Origin of the sequence: Enterobacter sp. 241F3, from assembly GCF_034106785.1 — a bacterium.
In the GTDB taxonomy this organism is placed as follows: domain Bacteria; phylum Pseudomonadota; class Gammaproteobacteria; order Enterobacterales; family Enterobacteriaceae; genus Enterobacter; species Enterobacter vonholyi.
The window spans coordinates 1-15,701 of sequence record NZ_JAWNDD010000005.1; the positions used below are offsets into that span (position 1 = coordinate 1).

Annotated in this window: 14 protein-coding genes and 1 pseudogene; 5 read left to right on the forward strand and 10 right to left on the reverse strand. The window is 53.4% G+C overall.

Annotated features, from left to right (window positions below; genetic code table 11):
* Window positions 1-189 precede the first annotated feature (189 nt).
* Together UR504_RS14300 and UR504_RS14305 are read right to left on the reverse strand one after the other, a co-directional pair.
* Window positions 190-453: pseudogene (locus UR504_RS14300) on the reverse strand (phage polarity suppression protein); the annotation flags it as partial.
* Between the two features lie 83 nt (window positions 454-536).
* On the reverse strand, window positions 537-671 hold the full coding sequence (locus UR504_RS14305) for a hypothetical protein (protein WP_265349536.1): 135 nt from the start codon (window positions 669-671) through the stop codon (window positions 537-539).
* Between the two features lie 418 nt (window positions 672-1,089).
* On the opposite strand from UR504_RS14305, the gene UR504_RS14310 reads away from it, so the two are divergent.
* Window positions 1,090-2,040, forward strand: a complete 951-nt coding sequence (locus UR504_RS14310; protein WP_302235605.1) for an HNH endonuclease — start codon at window positions 1,090-1,092, stop codon at window positions 2,038-2,040.
* Between the two features lie 716 nt (window positions 2,041-2,756).
* Window positions 2,757-4,181, forward strand: coding sequence for a DNA cytosine methyltransferase (locus UR504_RS14315; RefSeq protein WP_302235607.1), 1,425 nt, complete (start codon window positions 2,757-2,759; stop codon window positions 4,179-4,181).
* A gap of 50 nt (window positions 4,182-4,231) precedes the next feature.
* Here UR504_RS14315 and UR504_RS14320 read toward each other — a convergent pair whose 3' ends face one another.
* The 3 genes from UR504_RS14320 to UR504_RS14330 all read right to left on the reverse strand — a co-directional run bounded on the left by UR504_RS14320 (window position 4,232) and on the right by UR504_RS14330 (window position 7,328).
* Window positions 4,232-5,431 carry a type II restriction endonuclease gene (locus UR504_RS14320; RefSeq protein WP_302235876.1) on the reverse strand — a complete coding sequence of 400 codons (1,200 nt, stop codon included), beginning with the start codon at window positions 5,429-5,431 and terminating at the stop codon, window positions 4,232-4,234.
* A 308-nt stretch (window positions 5,432-5,739) separates the two neighbouring features.
* Window positions 5,740-6,324, reverse strand: a complete 585-nt coding sequence (locus UR504_RS14325) for a class I SAM-dependent methyltransferase (RefSeq protein ID WP_048962752.1) — start codon at window positions 6,322-6,324, stop codon at window positions 5,740-5,742.
* Window positions 6,324-7,328: an HNH endonuclease domain-containing protein gene (locus UR504_RS14330; protein ID WP_302235609.1), complete on the reverse strand. Its 1,005-nt coding sequence runs from the start codon at window positions 7,326-7,328 to the stop codon at window positions 6,324-6,326. Before UR504_RS14330 ends, UR504_RS14325 begins: the two co-directional genes overlap by 1 nt.
* 458 nt (window positions 7,329-7,786) lie before the next feature.
* Here UR504_RS14330 and UR504_RS14335 point away from each other — a divergent pair, with 458 nt between their 5' ends.
* Window positions 7,787-8,242, forward strand: coding sequence for a SymE family type I addiction module toxin (locus tag UR504_RS14335; protein ID WP_198886550.1), 456 nt, complete (start codon window positions 7,787-7,789; stop codon window positions 8,240-8,242).
* Between the two features lie 44 nt (window positions 8,243-8,286).
* Here the strand turns inward: UR504_RS14335 and trpS are convergent, their stop codons facing one another.
* Window positions 8,287-9,288, reverse strand: a complete 1,002-nt coding sequence (gene trpS, locus UR504_RS14340; RefSeq protein WP_302235610.1) for a tryptophan--tRNA ligase — start codon at window positions 9,286-9,288, stop codon at window positions 8,287-8,289.
* A 199-nt stretch (window positions 9,289-9,487) separates the two neighbouring features.
* Between trpS and fosA the strand changes: the two genes are divergently transcribed.
* Window positions 9,488-9,913 (forward strand): FosA/FosA2 family fosfomycin resistance glutathione transferase, encoded by a 426-nt coding sequence (gene fosA / locus UR504_RS14345; RefSeq protein ID WP_320739831.1) that lies wholly within the window; start codon window positions 9,488-9,490, stop codon window positions 9,911-9,913.
* 108 nt (window positions 9,914-10,021) lie between these two features.
* Here the strand turns inward: fosA and UR504_RS14350 are convergent, their stop codons facing one another.
* The 4 genes from UR504_RS14350 to UR504_RS14365 are packed head-to-tail and all read right to left on the reverse strand — an operon-like array spanning window position 10,022 to window position 14,768.
* Window positions 10,022-10,843: an alpha/beta fold hydrolase gene (locus UR504_RS14350; protein ID WP_302235611.1), complete on the reverse strand. Its 822-nt coding sequence runs from the start codon at window positions 10,841-10,843 to the stop codon at window positions 10,022-10,024.
* A 30-nt stretch (window positions 10,844-10,873) separates the two neighbouring features.
* Window positions 10,874-12,493 (reverse strand): MFS transporter, encoded by a 1,620-nt coding sequence (locus UR504_RS14355; RefSeq protein WP_320739832.1) that lies wholly within the window; start codon window positions 12,491-12,493, stop codon window positions 10,874-10,876.
* Window positions 12,490-12,897 (reverse strand): DoxX family protein, encoded by a 408-nt coding sequence (locus UR504_RS14360; protein ID WP_302235613.1) that lies wholly within the window; start codon window positions 12,895-12,897, stop codon window positions 12,490-12,492. Before UR504_RS14360 ends, UR504_RS14355 begins: the two co-directional genes overlap by 4 nt.
* Window positions 12,897-14,768, reverse strand: coding sequence for an amidohydrolase (locus UR504_RS14365; RefSeq protein WP_302235614.1), 1,872 nt, complete (start codon window positions 14,766-14,768; stop codon window positions 12,897-12,899). Before UR504_RS14365 ends, UR504_RS14360 begins: the two co-directional genes overlap by 1 nt.
* Window positions 14,769-14,986: 218 nt before the next feature.
* Between UR504_RS14365 and UR504_RS14370 the strand changes: the two genes are divergently transcribed.
* Entirely contained in the window at window positions 14,987-15,673 is a 687-nt protein-coding gene (locus tag UR504_RS14370) for a hydrolase (protein ID WP_008501349.1), read from the forward strand.
* Window positions 15,674-15,701: the final 28 nt, after the last annotated feature.

Sequence of the window (15,701 nt, forward strand, 5' to 3'; positions counted from 1 at the left end):
CCGCCCCGCCTGCCCGCTTAAGGGGCGTTTTTAATGCAGGTGCATGACCGGCCTCAGGGCGCGCCAATGCTGGCGGGGATTCGGTGTCGTTAAAACGCATGCAAAACCATGCACCTTATGCATGCATGGCTTTTTTACAAGAAAACAGCGGGTTTTGCGGGAATTTTTGAAAGGAATACTGCAAGGCTGTTCTGCACGGCGGAGGGTATAAGTGAGATTCTGTGCAGGCATGAATTTTTCACGACTATCATCGCGCGAAACCGCGTCAGGCTTGAATCCGATGGCAGTTAAAATGTTATTATCCTGCGCCGAATAATTAATTTTTTTACCGGCGACCAGCCAGAGCTGTAGCGCCTCGCGCAGATAATCTATTGAATGCTGCATAGCGTAGCGCTGAACGGCGGTATGTTGCCCGGAATAATTCATTTGTTCAGGGGCAAGTGCGGCGGTCAGGCGGATTTATTTGCCTGACAGGCCTCAAAGGGTTCCTGTAGTGTCAGTGTGGTCACGTAAGTTTCTCCGATGACTGGCCGCGCTTACGCACCGGCATGGTTAACGGTGACCGCGGTTGCGGGTACAGGTACAGGGATGACCGGCTCTGTCGCCGGTGAACGAATCACCACATCGATGGATTCAAGCGTACGGAAGGTTGCCGAACACTTGATGCTCATGGACTGACGGTGATCCGGGCGTGTTCCATAACGTTCTCACGTCGTCGTGTTGTTTCCTTGCTAGGGCGAGCTAGGTGGATTTTGGAGTGGCTAAGGCTTGCGGTACTGTGAGCAAAGCCAGTAACAAAAATGGTGAGCTTTAACTCATGATAATAGTCTAAACAAGCTTGTTCAGGGCAGGGTAGAACAAGGGCAGGTCAATATTTTGCTAAGTATTCGTTTGTGAATAAAAATATTTTCTCCAGTTGGCCTGGTTTTATACTATCTATTTTGAGAGGGAGGAAATGTATCAATTTCTGCGCTAAATTGTAAAAATAATGTAATTATATTTATGTGTGGGATTGTGAATTGTTTTTATTGTATAAATTAATTTGTTATAATGGGTCGAGATTGTGAAATATTCAAATAGGATATAGGTATGAAAAATAAAAGGGCTTGGGCCTTTAAAACAATCAGTAAAAAAGAACTAGTTTATCGTGGTAATGATGGTTATGATGATAATCCATTTGAGTTGTATTCTTATGATGATTTGGTTGCTAATCATAAGCAAGTTGAATCTGGGGATATTGTTGTAATATATAATAGAAAGCATGTTATTGGTGTGGCGGTAATAACCTCTCTTATCAAAGAAGACTCTCAAAAAGAAATAAATCAATGCCCTATAAACAACTGTAAGGCAGAGAAAATAAGAACCAGAACTAGCAAAAAACCCGAATGGAGATGTAGTAATGGCCATGAATTCGAAAAACCATTAAAAAAAACCATACCTGTAATAAAATCTACGGCATTCTATTCTAATAACTTTAAAATACTAAAAATGAATTATCTTGAGCTGGAGGGTAAAATAATAAACCATAACAAACAACTATCTATCCAGGAAGTAAAATTTGAATGGGCAAAAGATCTATGGGAAGGAAATGGGCGTTATATCGATAATTTAGAAAGCATGGAGGCTAGTGAACCTGAAGCCCTATTCAATAAGGAGGATTTAAGAGAGGTAGTTAATCGTTCTATTAAACAAAGACGAGGACAACGTTCGTTTAGGGAAAAACTTCTCAAAAAAAATAATCATTGCGCTATAACTAAATGCGCGGTTTTAGATATTCTTGAAGCCGCTCATATCTATCCATATAGAAATAAATCACATAACCATATAAGTAACGGTATTTTACTTAGGGCTGATATACATACACTTTTTGATCTTGATTTAATAGCTATTGAGCCTAAGAACTTCACTGTTCACATTAATGAAAATCTTAAAAAAAGTGAGTATTCGATTTATGAAGGTAGTATTCTTAGTATTTCCCACAAACTGTCACAAGATGCATTAGAAGAAAGATGGGAAATATTTATGGATAAAAATAAATAAGTTAAAAGTTTCTAGAATGGTTCATACATATGAATATTATAAACTAAATATAAGACATCTTTATGGCAGTTCCTTTTCGATAAAAAACTCACAATACAACAGGGGATGTTAATAACTTATAATCACCGTTTATAACTTCTTGCAGCCATCCAGACCGTCATCCAAACCATAAGGCGGTAGGTAGAAACATCAGCATTATGGTACAAGCAATGGCTGCGTTCGAGAAACCGAATGCCCTTGGTATTGCTACAAAACTAGTCGATCGTGTTTATACAAAATTGTTATTGGTGATATGGTTTGCTGTGCGTCGGGTCGCTCAACTGGTTTAGTGCGCCATGTAAATGACGAAATGAACGATACGATCCATCGATGGTTTAGAGCGATGATGAGCTGAAGGGCGAGATTGAATAGCCTTGAGAAGAGTCAGGTTTAGGACAGCGATTTTATAAGCCTCTTACCGGTATTTCTTTAGGGAAGTTGGATGGAGCTACCGGGTTTTAAAGCTTAACTAATTGATTTTTGTATTATTTATTATGCGCTATACCGTGATATTCACTACGCATGCCGCATGTATACCACTTGGAAGCATCATTAGCTAAATCTCATAATTACTACTCTCTGTTGAGTCCATATACTGATCAAATATCCAGAATAAATCGTTTCATCTGGGTCAAATGAGTGATATATTTTCACCCATAAACCCCCTAGGAGGCGTTATGTCTGAATTCGATTTATTTGCTCAGGAACTGCTCGAAAAAGCAGAAGCTGAAGAAAAACAACAACAAGAACGCGACAGGAAGCTGATTGATCGGGTACTTGAAATTTACGACCAGAAGTATGTCGCAGAACTGCTAAGAAAAATAGGTAAAAACGAGTGGAGTCGCGAAACTCTTAACCGCTGGATAAATGGCAAGTGTGAGCCAAAATCGCTTACCATGGCAGAAGAAGCGCTGTTACGGAAAATGCTGCCGGAGCAACCCGCTCATCATCCTAACTATGATTTCCGCTTTATTGATCTGTTTGCCGGTATTGGTGGTATACGTAAAGGATTCGAGGCCATCGGCGGGCAATGCGTTTTTACCAGCGAATGGAATAAAGAAGCGGTACGTACCTACAAAGCAAACTGGTACAACGATGAAGACGCTCATACATTCAATCTGGATATCCGCGAAGTCACGCTAAGCGGAGAAGAAGGCATCTCAGAAGAGAAAGCCTACGCCCATATCGATCAACACATCCCGGATCATGACGTCCTGCTGGCCGGTTTTCCCTGCCAGCCATTCAGTCTGGCGGGTGTAAGTAAGAAAAACTCTCTCGGACGTGCACATGGGTTCGAATGTGAAGCGCAGGGCACTCTGTTTTTCGATGTTGCCCGCATAATCAAGGCTAAGCAACCAGCCATTTTTGTGCTGGAAAACGTGAAAAACCTTAAGAGCCATGACAAAGGCAAAACGTTTAAAGTTATTATGGATACCCTTGATGAATTAGGCTATGAAGTCGCTGATGCCAATATTACAGGGAAAGATGATCCTAAAATTATTGATGGTAAAAATTTCCTGCCACAACATCGTGAGCGTATTGTTCTGGTCGGATTCCGCCGTGACCTCAATATCCATCAGGGATTCACTTTAAAGGATATTCATAAATTCTACCCTGCGAAAAGACCAACATTTGGTCAGCTTCTGGACCCTGCGGTTGACAGTAAATATATCCTGAGCCCTAAGTTATGGGAGTATCTCTATAACTATGCTAAAAAGCATGCTGCCAAAGGTAATGGGTTTGGTTTTGGTCTGGTTGATCCGAATAATGAAAATAGCGTTGCGAGAACATTATCCGCTCGTTACCATAAAGATGGATCTGAAATTCTCATCGACAGAGGATGGGATAAAGAACTCGGCGAAATCGATTTCTCAAATCCAGTGAATCAGGAACAAAGACCAAGAAGACTGACGCCTCATGAATGCGCCAGATTGATGGGTTTTGAGCAACCCGGAGGCAAGCCATTCCGGATCCCCGTTTCCGATACCCAGGCCTATCGCCAGTTTGGGAATTCAGTGGTCGTTCCCGTTTTTGAAGCCGTGGCGAAACTGCTTCAACCTTATATTATTAAAGCCGCAGCAAACAAGGCGACAAATAAATAATATAAACATATCCCCCGGAATTTATCCGGGGGATAACAGTATAAAATTATTTAATCGACATACAATGATTTAGTTTCATTGATAAATGTATCTAAAGAAATAAGATATTCCCGGATAGCTTTCGGGTACTTATCATGAAGACTAATGGGTACAACCAACCTGACTCTTTCCTGCTGCATCTCCTGAAATTGAGCAACGGAAACACCTTCCTGAAGGGTAAAGAGGTAAATGTCCTGAATTCTATCCGCTTCATTTAATATTTGCCGCCAGCGATCTTTACAGGTCGTTTTTACTGCCAACATGCGAAGCTTCTGCTCAGGGAACGTCTCATCGTGATAAGCTTGCGCAGAGGGGAATAAAAAATCTGGCTTCTTATTTCCTTCTGTAACGGCCTGAGTCTCAAAAGTTTTCAGCCCATGCTCATTAAAAAGTTGTTCAAGATGCAGCTCAAGTGATTTACCGGCTCGTGATTTTCGTCTGTTGCTCACGGAATTCGCCAGTGCAATAAATTCATTAACGGAACCAAACCCAGACTGAACTATGCCCAGCACATGCATTTCCTCCACCAGTAGGAAAATTTCATACTCAACACGACGACGTTCAATGAGTTGCTTATCCGGACCTACGACATTTGGGGAATAGTGAGCTGCTGCATACTGGATAATTTCCTTACCTGAGGGGAAATTTGTTCTCCACTCCTCAGGAAGACTATACCCATTGGAAACTGGTTCTTTTAAGGCCAGGCCGCCCAGAATCTCATTTGCGGGGCCATAGACCAACGATCCAGGAACAATTTCTCCGAGCGATGACTCAACGATATCTTCTTCTTCTGCGTCATGACACACCCAAATATCAACAAATTGGCTATCAGATCCCTGATGGTGATCAAACGCCAATAATGCCAGCGCTCCCGTATTCTCCGGGTCTTGCAGAGGATTCTTTCCTCCCCCCCATCGAGTGATACGCTTTTCATTTCGGGTCTTACCAAAGAAACGACCATTGTAATAAATGGCCCTAGCCTCGCTGTCCGGGCAGCTGTGCGAGGAGGTATGCGCATTCAGCCTTACGGACGGGTTAGGATCCCTTGTATGATTAATTGAAGGGAAAAGATGTCCAACAATGCCAGAGGGTATGTAAATACCAACCTGATGTCCGCCCGTCGCGCCGGTGTCGTTGGCTGACAAACGCTTGATGAACATATAGGTGTCACTGGTTGATTTATTTAACAGCCATGAATGTAGCCCCGACATCATCACTTCCTCGCTGTAAAAATATCGCTGATTTTTAAACGGTTATCCTGCCACAGCTCTGCTTTAGTGAATACTCACTATGCCGTTTTATTTGATGTTGTTATTTTATTCATCCTCCCGGATTTAGCTCAGATTCCGGAAAACCTTATAAACCATTTCTGACCGTTTCTGATATCTCGGCTAAGAGCTTTTCAAGCTCAGTGGTTCGCAGGTCATGCGATCACAGACTAACTAATCGTGTGTTGAGCTGACTAAAGTGATGAATTACTGAGTTAACCTACTCCCTGTCGATTAGCACCGCCTGATGATCAAGCGGCGGTTTTTCGTAATATCCCATTCAGCCATGTCTCATCCCTGTCCGGGCGGTTATCCTGAGTCGACCAAAGCGAAGCTATCTCCATCCCCTGAACCGCCTTCACCAACGCCCGCAACCCCTCTTCATCCAGATCCGTAAACAGTCTTTCACCCTGCACGCGTTCACCGTTGCCATACTTAAAGGACACGTACCAGACGCCGCCAGGCTTAAGCGCATCCGCAAGCTTTTGCATCACCGCAGGCAGCTCAGAAGAGGGGACATGCAGCAAAGAGGCACAGCACCAGATCCCATCGTACTGCGCTTTACCGTCGATCTCTGAAAACGTCATCAACTGCACGGGTAACCCGGTATGTTGCTTCGCCAGCTCCACCATCGCGGAAGAGGCATCAAAAGCATCCACCTGATAACCCATCTCATGAAAGGCTTTTGCGTCCCGGCCTGAACCGCAGCCTGCATCCAGAACCCGGGCACCATGAGGCAGATGTTGCGTGAAGGCTTCGTATAGCGGAGTCATATCGACATTGACCGTGCCATCGAAGAAATCCTGTGCGTGGTTCTGATAGTAGTGAAGTGTCATTAAAACGTTGCCTCGCCTTCCGCGTTGGGTTTCCAGGTATGGATAAGTTTGCCCAGCGCGGCCTGCCAGTTACGCTGAAGAAAGCTTTTCCGTGCTTCAGGACGTTGCCCTGTCTGTAGAACAATCGTCTCATGTAACGGCAGTTTGCTTTGAATAAAATATTCATTGCGGGTGTGTAACCTCTGCAGGTACCTGAGAGCGGGCAGGTGCGCTAATTTACCACGATTACAACACCTGCAGGCCAACACTAAGTTCCATACGCCGTTAACATTGGTAATCTCGTTGCGGGCAGCCCATGGAACAAAGTGGTCGACGTCCGCCAGATCTGCGTCTCCTGGTACCAGACTGATGGGCTTGAAGCAATAAAAACACCGTCCTTTCTGGTAACCATTCAGGCTGTCGCGACAGCTGGTGATGTTTACGCGACGCGCGTTCATCTGCGTGAACAGCAACTGATTATCTTCGTCGAACTCCACGCCCACAAGGTTACGTGAAATCCCCATCGACCAGGCCTGTTCTACCAGGTTCCAGCGAGCATTGGTTTCAAAGGCGAGGTTTTTATACTGCAAGCGTTCGCCCAGTAAAAAGAAGTTATCCGTCAGGCGGATCCCGTTGTTGGTTTTGCGCTCATCAAGGAAAAAACGTTTATCGATCTCGCCCTGGTTCACGTAATGAAAGGCATCAATCACGTTGTTAAAGCCAAGGCGCACCGTCGCTTCAATGAGTTGAGCGTGGGTGATTTCACCTCTGTTGAACTTCAGGCAGGTTTCCAGAAATTGACTGCTGCGGGAGGTGATCTGTTTTGGCGCATGCTTCAGGTGCTCGCAAAGATAGCGACTGAACGGCACGGCAAGCTGGTCGAGCGTAATCAAATCGCTGCCCGTCTTATCCACTTCATACAATGTCGATGCCAGTGCAAATTTGTAAGATGCGACGTTTCTTCCAAAGAGGATCACACCACGCCAGTAGTTCTCAAGCGTCGGATCGGCCTGATAAAATTCCATCGATGAAGTCCTGTTACGGTTGGCTGGGCAGGGCGTTACTAAAGCCTGTAACGGGATCACATAACAAAATCAGGGTGATGTAAATCGTTAATCTATAGGTTTGATGAATTTTTGAGAGGTCTGAGAGGAGGGTGTTGAGGCAACCGATGCGGCAATAGTGTCAGGTTCGCAAACGAAAAGATATCTGGAGGAGACGAGATGAAATGATTTTCAGGCCAAAGCGTTGTCGTTTCTCGAATTTAAAATACCTACCGTAATTTCCTGAATCCCCCTCGCAAATTCCAAATTTACCCCACACCAAACAGCTGTATTTATATTCAGCCCTGTATAATGAGCATCAGAAATTACGCCGAACGGCAAAGGAAGTATCAAGGAATATTTAAAGAGAGAATTCGCGATATGAAGGTGCTGCAACACCCCCATACCGCTAACCACAACCAACTTGATAGGAGTTGTATATGGCTGCGACGAATTTTAAGCCAGAGTTTACTGTTTGCAAAACAGAATCAGACGCTTTCACCGGCATGATTGAAAACCGCGAGCTGGTACGCAAAAACAGCGCCCGCCGTTTACACGGCAACCAGCCCAACGCGGCGCCCGTCCATCCCCGCGCGGAGACGCCGCAGGACAGTGCCGCTTGCTGCGAACTGTATGCCCGCATAGACATGAAATACCTTCTGCTGGGCGGTGACTGGTTAACCCGTGCAGGCTTTATCAACGGCATGCCGGTAAAAATCCGCGCCATGAAAGACTGTATTGTGATTACGCCACAACATACAAGAGAATTATGGGGATGCCTGGAAGGTATGAGCGTAGTGAATATAAATAAACAGAAAGTCGCGCAGTGGTTAAAAACGTTTCCGGGTGCGTTAAATGACACCGGTGATATTCCGGTGATTAAGCGTAACGCCTGATAAATATCCCGGCCTTGCGCCGGGATTATTATTTAAGCTGTGTTTTAAAACACCGGCACTCCCAGCCCCACCTTCACCTCCCTCAACGTCTCCTGCGTCACCCCCTGCGCCCGTTCCGTCCCGTGCTTCATCATCGCAATCAGTTCCCCCTTATCCCGCATATACATCGCCCTCCGTTCCCGCATCGGCGCAATCAGCTCCTGCAGGCACGCTTCAAGCTCGTTCTTGCACGCCCGGTCACCCAGCCCGCCCGCCTGATAGTGCACCTTCATCGCCGCCACTTTCTCCTTGTCCGGATGAAACGCGTCGAGATACGTAAACACCACGTTCCCCTCAATCTGCCCCGGGTCGCTTACCTTCAGGTGGTTCGGATCGGTGTACATGGCGCTGACCGCACGATGAATGGTCTCTTCGCTGGCCGAAAGGTGCAGCGTGTTGCCCAGCGATTTCGACATCTTGGCGCTGCCGTCGATGCCGGGCAGGCGGCTGGTGTCGCTCAGCATCGCCTTGCAGTGGCGCAGCACCGGGGCGGGCAGCAGGCTGTTCATCTTGTGCACAATCTCGTTGGTCTGCTCAATCATCGGCAGCTGGTCGTCGCCGACGGGCACGCACTCGGCCTTGAACGCGGTGATGTCCGCCGCCTGGCTGATGGGGTAGGCCATAAACCCGACCGGCAGCGAGCGGGCGAAACCCTTCTGCGCAATCTCGTTTTTCACCGTCGGGTTACGCTCCACGCGGGCGACGGTGACGATGTTCATATACAGCATCGTCAGCTCGGCGAGGGCGGGCAGGGCGGACTGCAGGCAGATCGTGGTCAGGTTCGGGTCGATGCCGGCGGCGAGGTAGTCGGCCAGGACTTCGGGGATGTTGTCGCGGATTTTTTGCGGGTTGCTGCCGTTATCGGTCAACCCCTGCAGATCGGCAATCAGCACAAACTGGTTGTGCGTCTGCTGGAGCGCCACGCGCTGGCGCAGCGATCCGACGAAGTGGCCAAGATGCAGCGGGCCGGTTGGGCGATCGCCGGTGAGGATAGTTGGTGCGTTCATAAAGACTCCTTAATGGGCAGTTGCCGAAAGGGGTCTTAGATGTGAGAAAGCCGCCTTTCGGCGGCTATCTGAAAATGGGGAAAACTACTCCGTGCCGCCTTTAAGAAGGCAGCCACCAGCGGTTTACGGTGAGGACGGCGTGGTTTATGTTCATCTCTTTACCGTATCACGTCCGGCGCGAAAAACAAAAGGGCACGTCATGCTGCAATCTCTCAACCATCTGACCCTCGCGGTCAGCGACCTGCAAAAAAGCGTCACCTTCTGGCACGAACTGCTGGGGCTAGCGCTCCACGCCCGCTGGAATACCGGGGCCTATCTCACCTGTGGCGATCTGTGGGTCTGCCTGTCGTACTACGAGGCGCGCCAGTACGTGCCGCCGCAGGAGAGCGACTACACCCACTACGCGTTTACCGTGGCGGAAGCGGATTTTGAACCGTTCTCGCAAAGGCTCGAGCAGGCGGGCGTCACCGTCTGGAAGCAGAACAAAAGCGAGGGGGCGTCGTTCTACTTTCTCGATCCGGACGGGCACAAGCTGGAGCTGCACGTGGGCAGCCTCGCCGCGCGGCTGGCGGCGTGTCGCGAGAAACCCTACGCGGGCATGGTGTTTACCTCAGACGAGGCTTGAGGCGCGCACCTTCAGCCTGCAGGTCCTGTCTCAGCAATCACTGGCTACGTGCCGCTGGCGGAGCGAAAGCGCCGGGTGGCGGCTGCGCCTTACCCGGCCTGGAAAAAATTACAGCGACTTCACAAACGCCAGCAGATCTTCGTTGAGCTGGTCCTGGTGGGTCAACGCGAAGCCGTGCGGCGCGTTGTCGTACACCTTCAGCGTGGCGTTTTTGATCATCTCTGCCGCCAGCTTGCCGGTGCTTTCAAACGGCACGATCTGGTCGTTGCTGCCGTGGATCACCAGCGTCGGCACGTCGATTTTCGCCATATCCGGGCGGAAGTCCGTTTCGCCGAACGCGGTCACGCAGTCGATGGTGCCCTTCAGGGACGCCAGCAGGGCGATGTTCAGCGTCTGGGTCAGGGCACCGGCGGAAACGGTCTGCCCGGCGTTGGTGCCGTAGAACGGCGTGGCGAAGTCGCTGATGAACTGGGCGCGATCTTTACGCAGTCCGTCGCGAATGCCGTCGAACACGCTCTGATCCACACCCTGCGGGAAAGAGTCGGATTTACCAAAGATTGGCGTGACCGCGCCCAGCAGCGCCAGACCGGCCACGCGCGCGCTGCCGTAGTTGTTGATGTAGCGGGTCACGTCGCCGCCGCCCATGGAGAAGCCCACCAGCGTCACGTCCTGCAGGTCCAGGGTGGTGATCAGGTCGTTAATGTCGGACGCAAAGGTGTCATAGTCGTAGCCGTTCCACGGCTGATCCGAGCGGCCAAACCCGCGACGGTCAAAGGCGATGGCGCGGAAGCCGCGCTCGGCCAGGTAGTTCAGCTGGCTGTCCCACATGTCGCCGTCCAGCGGCCAGCCGTGGCTGAAGAGAACCGGTTTGCCCGCGCCGCCTTCTTTGTAGTAAATCTGCGTGCCGTTTTTTGCCTTAAACGTTGCCATAGTGTGTTCCTGTGCAGGTGATGGTTAGGGTTATACCGGCGCGACCAGATAACGAATTGCCGGTGATGTTGTGCCCTGATGAAAAGCCAGAACGCGGCTCTGCAGCAGGAGGTCATTCATGGTGTGGCGCTCCTGCTGGCGCAGATGCTCAATCCACGAGCCCATCAGGAAGGTCTCAATAAACAGGCCGGGACGCTCAATATCCTCGTACACCGCCCAGCTCATCGCCCCGGCGCGGCGTCGCACCCGGCGCAGCTCGTGTACCGCCTCCAGGAAGGCTTTCGCGTTGTGCGGGTCGATGATGTACTCGTGCGAGACCAGCACCGGGCCGCGCTCGTTCGGCAGGTCGATCTCCACGCCGTCCAGCGGTTGGCCGCTCAGGTCGAGGTTTAATTCCGGGTCTTTCTCCAGCTTCCAGCGCAATACGGTGGCGCTTGCCAGCACCATCCCCAGCGTGGCGACAACCAGCGCGGTCGGGGTGCCGAACTGCGAGGCGATCTGCCCCCAGATGGCGCTGCCCGTGGTCATCGAGCCGAAGAACACCGTCAGGTAGACCGCGAGCGCGCGGGCCTTCACCCAGCGGGCGGCGCTGCGCTGCGCGCCGAGGTTCAGCGTCGAGAGCACCGCAATCCACGCGAAGCCGGTGAAGAACTCAAACAGGTTGAGCAGCCAGACGTGGCGCACGAACGCCAGCGCCAGCATGGTGAGGGCAAAGACCAGGCTCGCGGCCACCATCAGCCGGTCGGCGTTCAGCCGCTGGCGCAGGCGCGGCAGCAGGATGGCCCCGGCAATCGCCCCCAGGCCAATGCACGCCAGCATCACGCCGTAGCCCGCCGGGCCTAAGCCCAGCTCGCGGCGCGCCACCAGCGGCAGCAGCGCCCAGCCCGCGCTGCCGAAAACGAAGAAGGCCACGGTGCGCACCAGCACGTTGCGCAGCACCGGGGCGGCGTGGACGTAGCGGATGCCGGTACGCACCGCAGAGAAGAAGTGCTCCGGCGGCAGACGCTGAATGGACGGGGCCGGACGCCAGCGCCACAGCACCCACGCCACGCCAATCACGGACAGCGCGTTGAGGGCAAACACCATCCACGGCCCGGCGAGCGACAGCAGGAAGCCCCCCAGCGCGGGGCCAATCGCCCGGCTGATGTTCACCCCGAGCGAGTTCAGCGCCACGGCGGCGCCCAGCTCCGGCTTGCTCACCAGATCGGGCACCACGGCCTGGAACGGCGGCGAGCTCATCGCCGCCCCCACGCTCAGCAAAAACGTCGCCACCAGCAGAACGGCGGGGGTGACGTGTCCGGTGAAGGAAAGCACCGTCAGCCCGGCGGCGGCGATGAACACCCACAGCTGGGAGAAGAGCAGGTATTTACGCCGGTCAACGATGTCCGCCATCACCCCGGACGGCAGGGCGAAGAGGAACATCGGCAGGCTGCTGGCCGCCTGCACCAGCGCGATATCCAGCGGGTCGGCGCTCAGGGTCAGCATGCTCCAGTTGATGCCGACGTCGCTCATCCATGAGCCGACGTTAGAGACCACCGTGGCGATCCACAGCATGCGGAACACCGGCTGGCTCAGCGGCTGCCAGGGAGAAACCGTCGATGCGGGCGTCGTCTCGACGTGTGCGTCGCGAACGTCGTTAACCTGGGTCATGCGAACCTCTCCGCTGCCTTACGCTGCAGCCGCCACTGGCCCGGCCCGGTGAGGGCGAGAGTGGTGAAGATAATCAGCAGCAGCCAGCCAAACTGCCCTTCGGCAATCGACCAGTTCGGGTGGACCGCCAGCATCGCCACCAGCAGCACGGCGATAATCGGCAGGCACGCCAGGCGGGTGTAGACGCCCGCAATGATAAACAGCGGGCAAATCACCTCCGCGAATATTGCCGGGATCAGGCTCGCGTAAGGCCCGAAGCCAAACGGATCTTCAATGCGCGTCAGCTCTTCGCTGAAGTGCAGCACCTTCGGCAGGCCGTGGACGTACAGCAGCAGCAGGCTGCCGGTCAGGCGCAGAAAGAACAGCCCCAGGTCGATCCGGGGCGGCATAGTGGTGTTTTTCATCAGAATGCAAAGCAGCTGCAGCCCAGCGCCCCCCAGAAAGCGTTATCGTCGGACACCGGCATCGCTGACGTGCGGGCGAAATCATGCTGGTGGCTGTGAACCCCGCACGGGCCGCTGCAGTGGTGGACGGCGCTCATGCCCACGCGTGCGGCCTGCGGCGGCGCGCTGCGGTAGTGGCCCGGCACCTTCACCACAGGGGACCACTCGGGCAGAACCGGAATAGCAGGCGGCGCGAGCGGGCCAAAGCTGCCCGCGGCGTAGACGATGTCGCCGTTCACCACCGTCAGGACGGACTCGATGCCCTTGATCTCCTCTTCCGGCACGCGGAAGTAGTCTTTGCTGAGCACCGCCAGGTCGGCGAGCTGGCCGACCTTGATCTGCCCCTTCTGGTTCTGCTCGCTGGAGAACCACGCGCTGCCCTGGGTCCAGAGCATCAGGGCGGTATCGCGGTCCAGACGGGCGCTGTGGTCGTACATCTGCATCCCGCCGACGGTGCGGCCGGAGACCAGCCAGTAGAGCGCGGTCCACGGGTTGTAGCTTGCCACGCGGGTGGCGTCCGTTCCTAAGCCCACCGGCACGCCGGTCTCGAGCATTTTCGCCACCGGCGGCGTGTGGCGGGTGGCTTCGATGCCGTATCGCTCGGCGAAGTACTCCCCCTGGAAGGCCATGCGGTGCTGGACGGCAATGCCGCCGCCCAGCGCTTTGATGCGGTCGATGTTGGCCTGGGTAACGGTTTCCGCGTGGTCGAAGAACCAGTGCAGCCCGTTGAACGGAATGTCGCGGTTCACCTTCTCGAACACGTCCAGCATGCGGCTGATGGATTCGTTATAGGTGGCGTGCAGGCGGAACGGCCAGCGGTGCTCCACCAGATGGCGCACCACGCGCTCCAGCTCGTCCTCCATGCCCGGCGCGAGGTCCGGGCGCGGCTCGAGGAAGTCTTCAAAATCGGCGGCGGAAAAGACCAGCATCTCGCCCGCGCCGTTGTGGCGGAAGAAGTCGCTGCCCTGGCCCGGCGTGAGCATGTCGGTCCATTTTTCAAAGTCTTCCAGCTCGTGGCCCGGACGCTGGGTAAACAGGTTGTAGGCGATGCGGATGGTCATCTGCTTTTTCTCGTGCAGCTCGGCGATCACCTCGTAATCTTCCGGGTAGTTCTGGAAGCCGCCGCCCGCGTCGATGGCGCTGGTCAGCCCCAGACGGTTCAGCTCACGCATGAACTGGCGGGTGGAGTTGACCTGCTGCTCCAGCGGCAGCTTCGGCCCTTTGGCCAGCGTGGCGTAGAGGATCATGGCGTTTGGACGGGCAATCAGCATCCCGGTCGGGTTGCCGTTGGCGTCGCGCTGGATCTCGCCGCCCGGCGGGTTTGGCGTGTCTTTGGTGTAGCCGACCACCTTCAGCGCGGCGCGGTTGAGCAGGGCGCGGTCGTACAGGTGCAGGAGGAAGACCGGGGTATCCGGCGCGGCGTCGTTAATTTCGTCCAGAGTTGGCATGCGGCGCTCGGCAAACTGGAACTCGGTCCAGCCGCCCACCACGCGCACCCACTGGGGCGACGGCGTGCGCAGGGCCTGCTCTTTCAGCATCCGCAGGGCGTCGGCCAGGGAGGGCACGCCTTCCCAGCGCAGCTCGAGGTTGTAGTTCAGCCCGCCGCGGATCAGGTGCAGGTGCGAGTCGTTGAGGCCGGGGATGGCGGTGTGGCCTTTTAAGTCGACCACTTTGGTGCCGTCGCCGTGGTGCTGCATCACCTCGGCGACGGTACCCACTTCCAGAAATTTTCCGTCGCGCACGGCAACGGCTTCCGCGACAGGATTCTCGCGATCGACGGTGTGAAACTGGCCGTTAACCAGAATGAGATCGGCTTTACCGAGGGTAACCATAACTGCTCCTGACTGAGAGGGGAATGGTCAGGATTATGGGAACCGGTTTCGGCAAAGATCCAGTTATACAATAGGATAGGTATACCAAAGTATAACTATACCTAAGGTTAACTATACGAAGAGATAATTACGCGCGGAGAAGGAAAACCGCAGGATGAGGGTGACTTTATCGCCGTGGCACTCGCGGCGATTTCTACCCTTAACCACTGGAAAATGCTATGACCTCTTCAAAGCTCGAAGTGTTAACCCCTGCGAACTGTCAGATCATCTTTATCGATCACCAGCCACAGATGGCGTTTGGCGTGCAGTCGATTGACCGCCAGGTGCTGAAAAACAACACCGTGGCGCTGGCGAAAGCGGCTAAGGTGTTCAACATCCCGACCATCATCACCACCGTTGAGACCGAAAGCTTCTCCGGTAACACCTATCCTGAGCTGCTGGACGTGTTCCCGGGTCAGGACATTCTGGAGCGTACCTCCATGAACTCCTGGGACGACCAGAAGGTGCGCGACGCGCTGAAGGCCAACGGCAAGAAGAAGGTGGTGGTTGCCGGTCTGTGGACCGAAGTGTGCAATAACAGCTTCGCCCTCTGCGCGATGCTCGAAGGCGACTACGAAATTTATATGGTGGCGGACGCGTCCGGCGGCACCTCCAAAGAAGCCCACGACTACGCGATGCAGCGCATGATCCAGGCGGGCGTGATCCCGGTGACCTGGCAGCAGGTGATGCTGGAGTGGCAGCGCGACTGGGCGCGTAAAGAGACCTATACCGCGGTGATGGACATCGTGCGCGAGCACTCCGGCGCGTACGGCATGGGCGTGGATTACGCCTACACCATGGTGCACAAAGCGCCGTCTCGCCAGAAGAGCGAGCACCGCACCTTAGCGCCGGTCCCGGCTCGCTAAGTTCCGCTGGCGGGCTGGTCCCTCATCC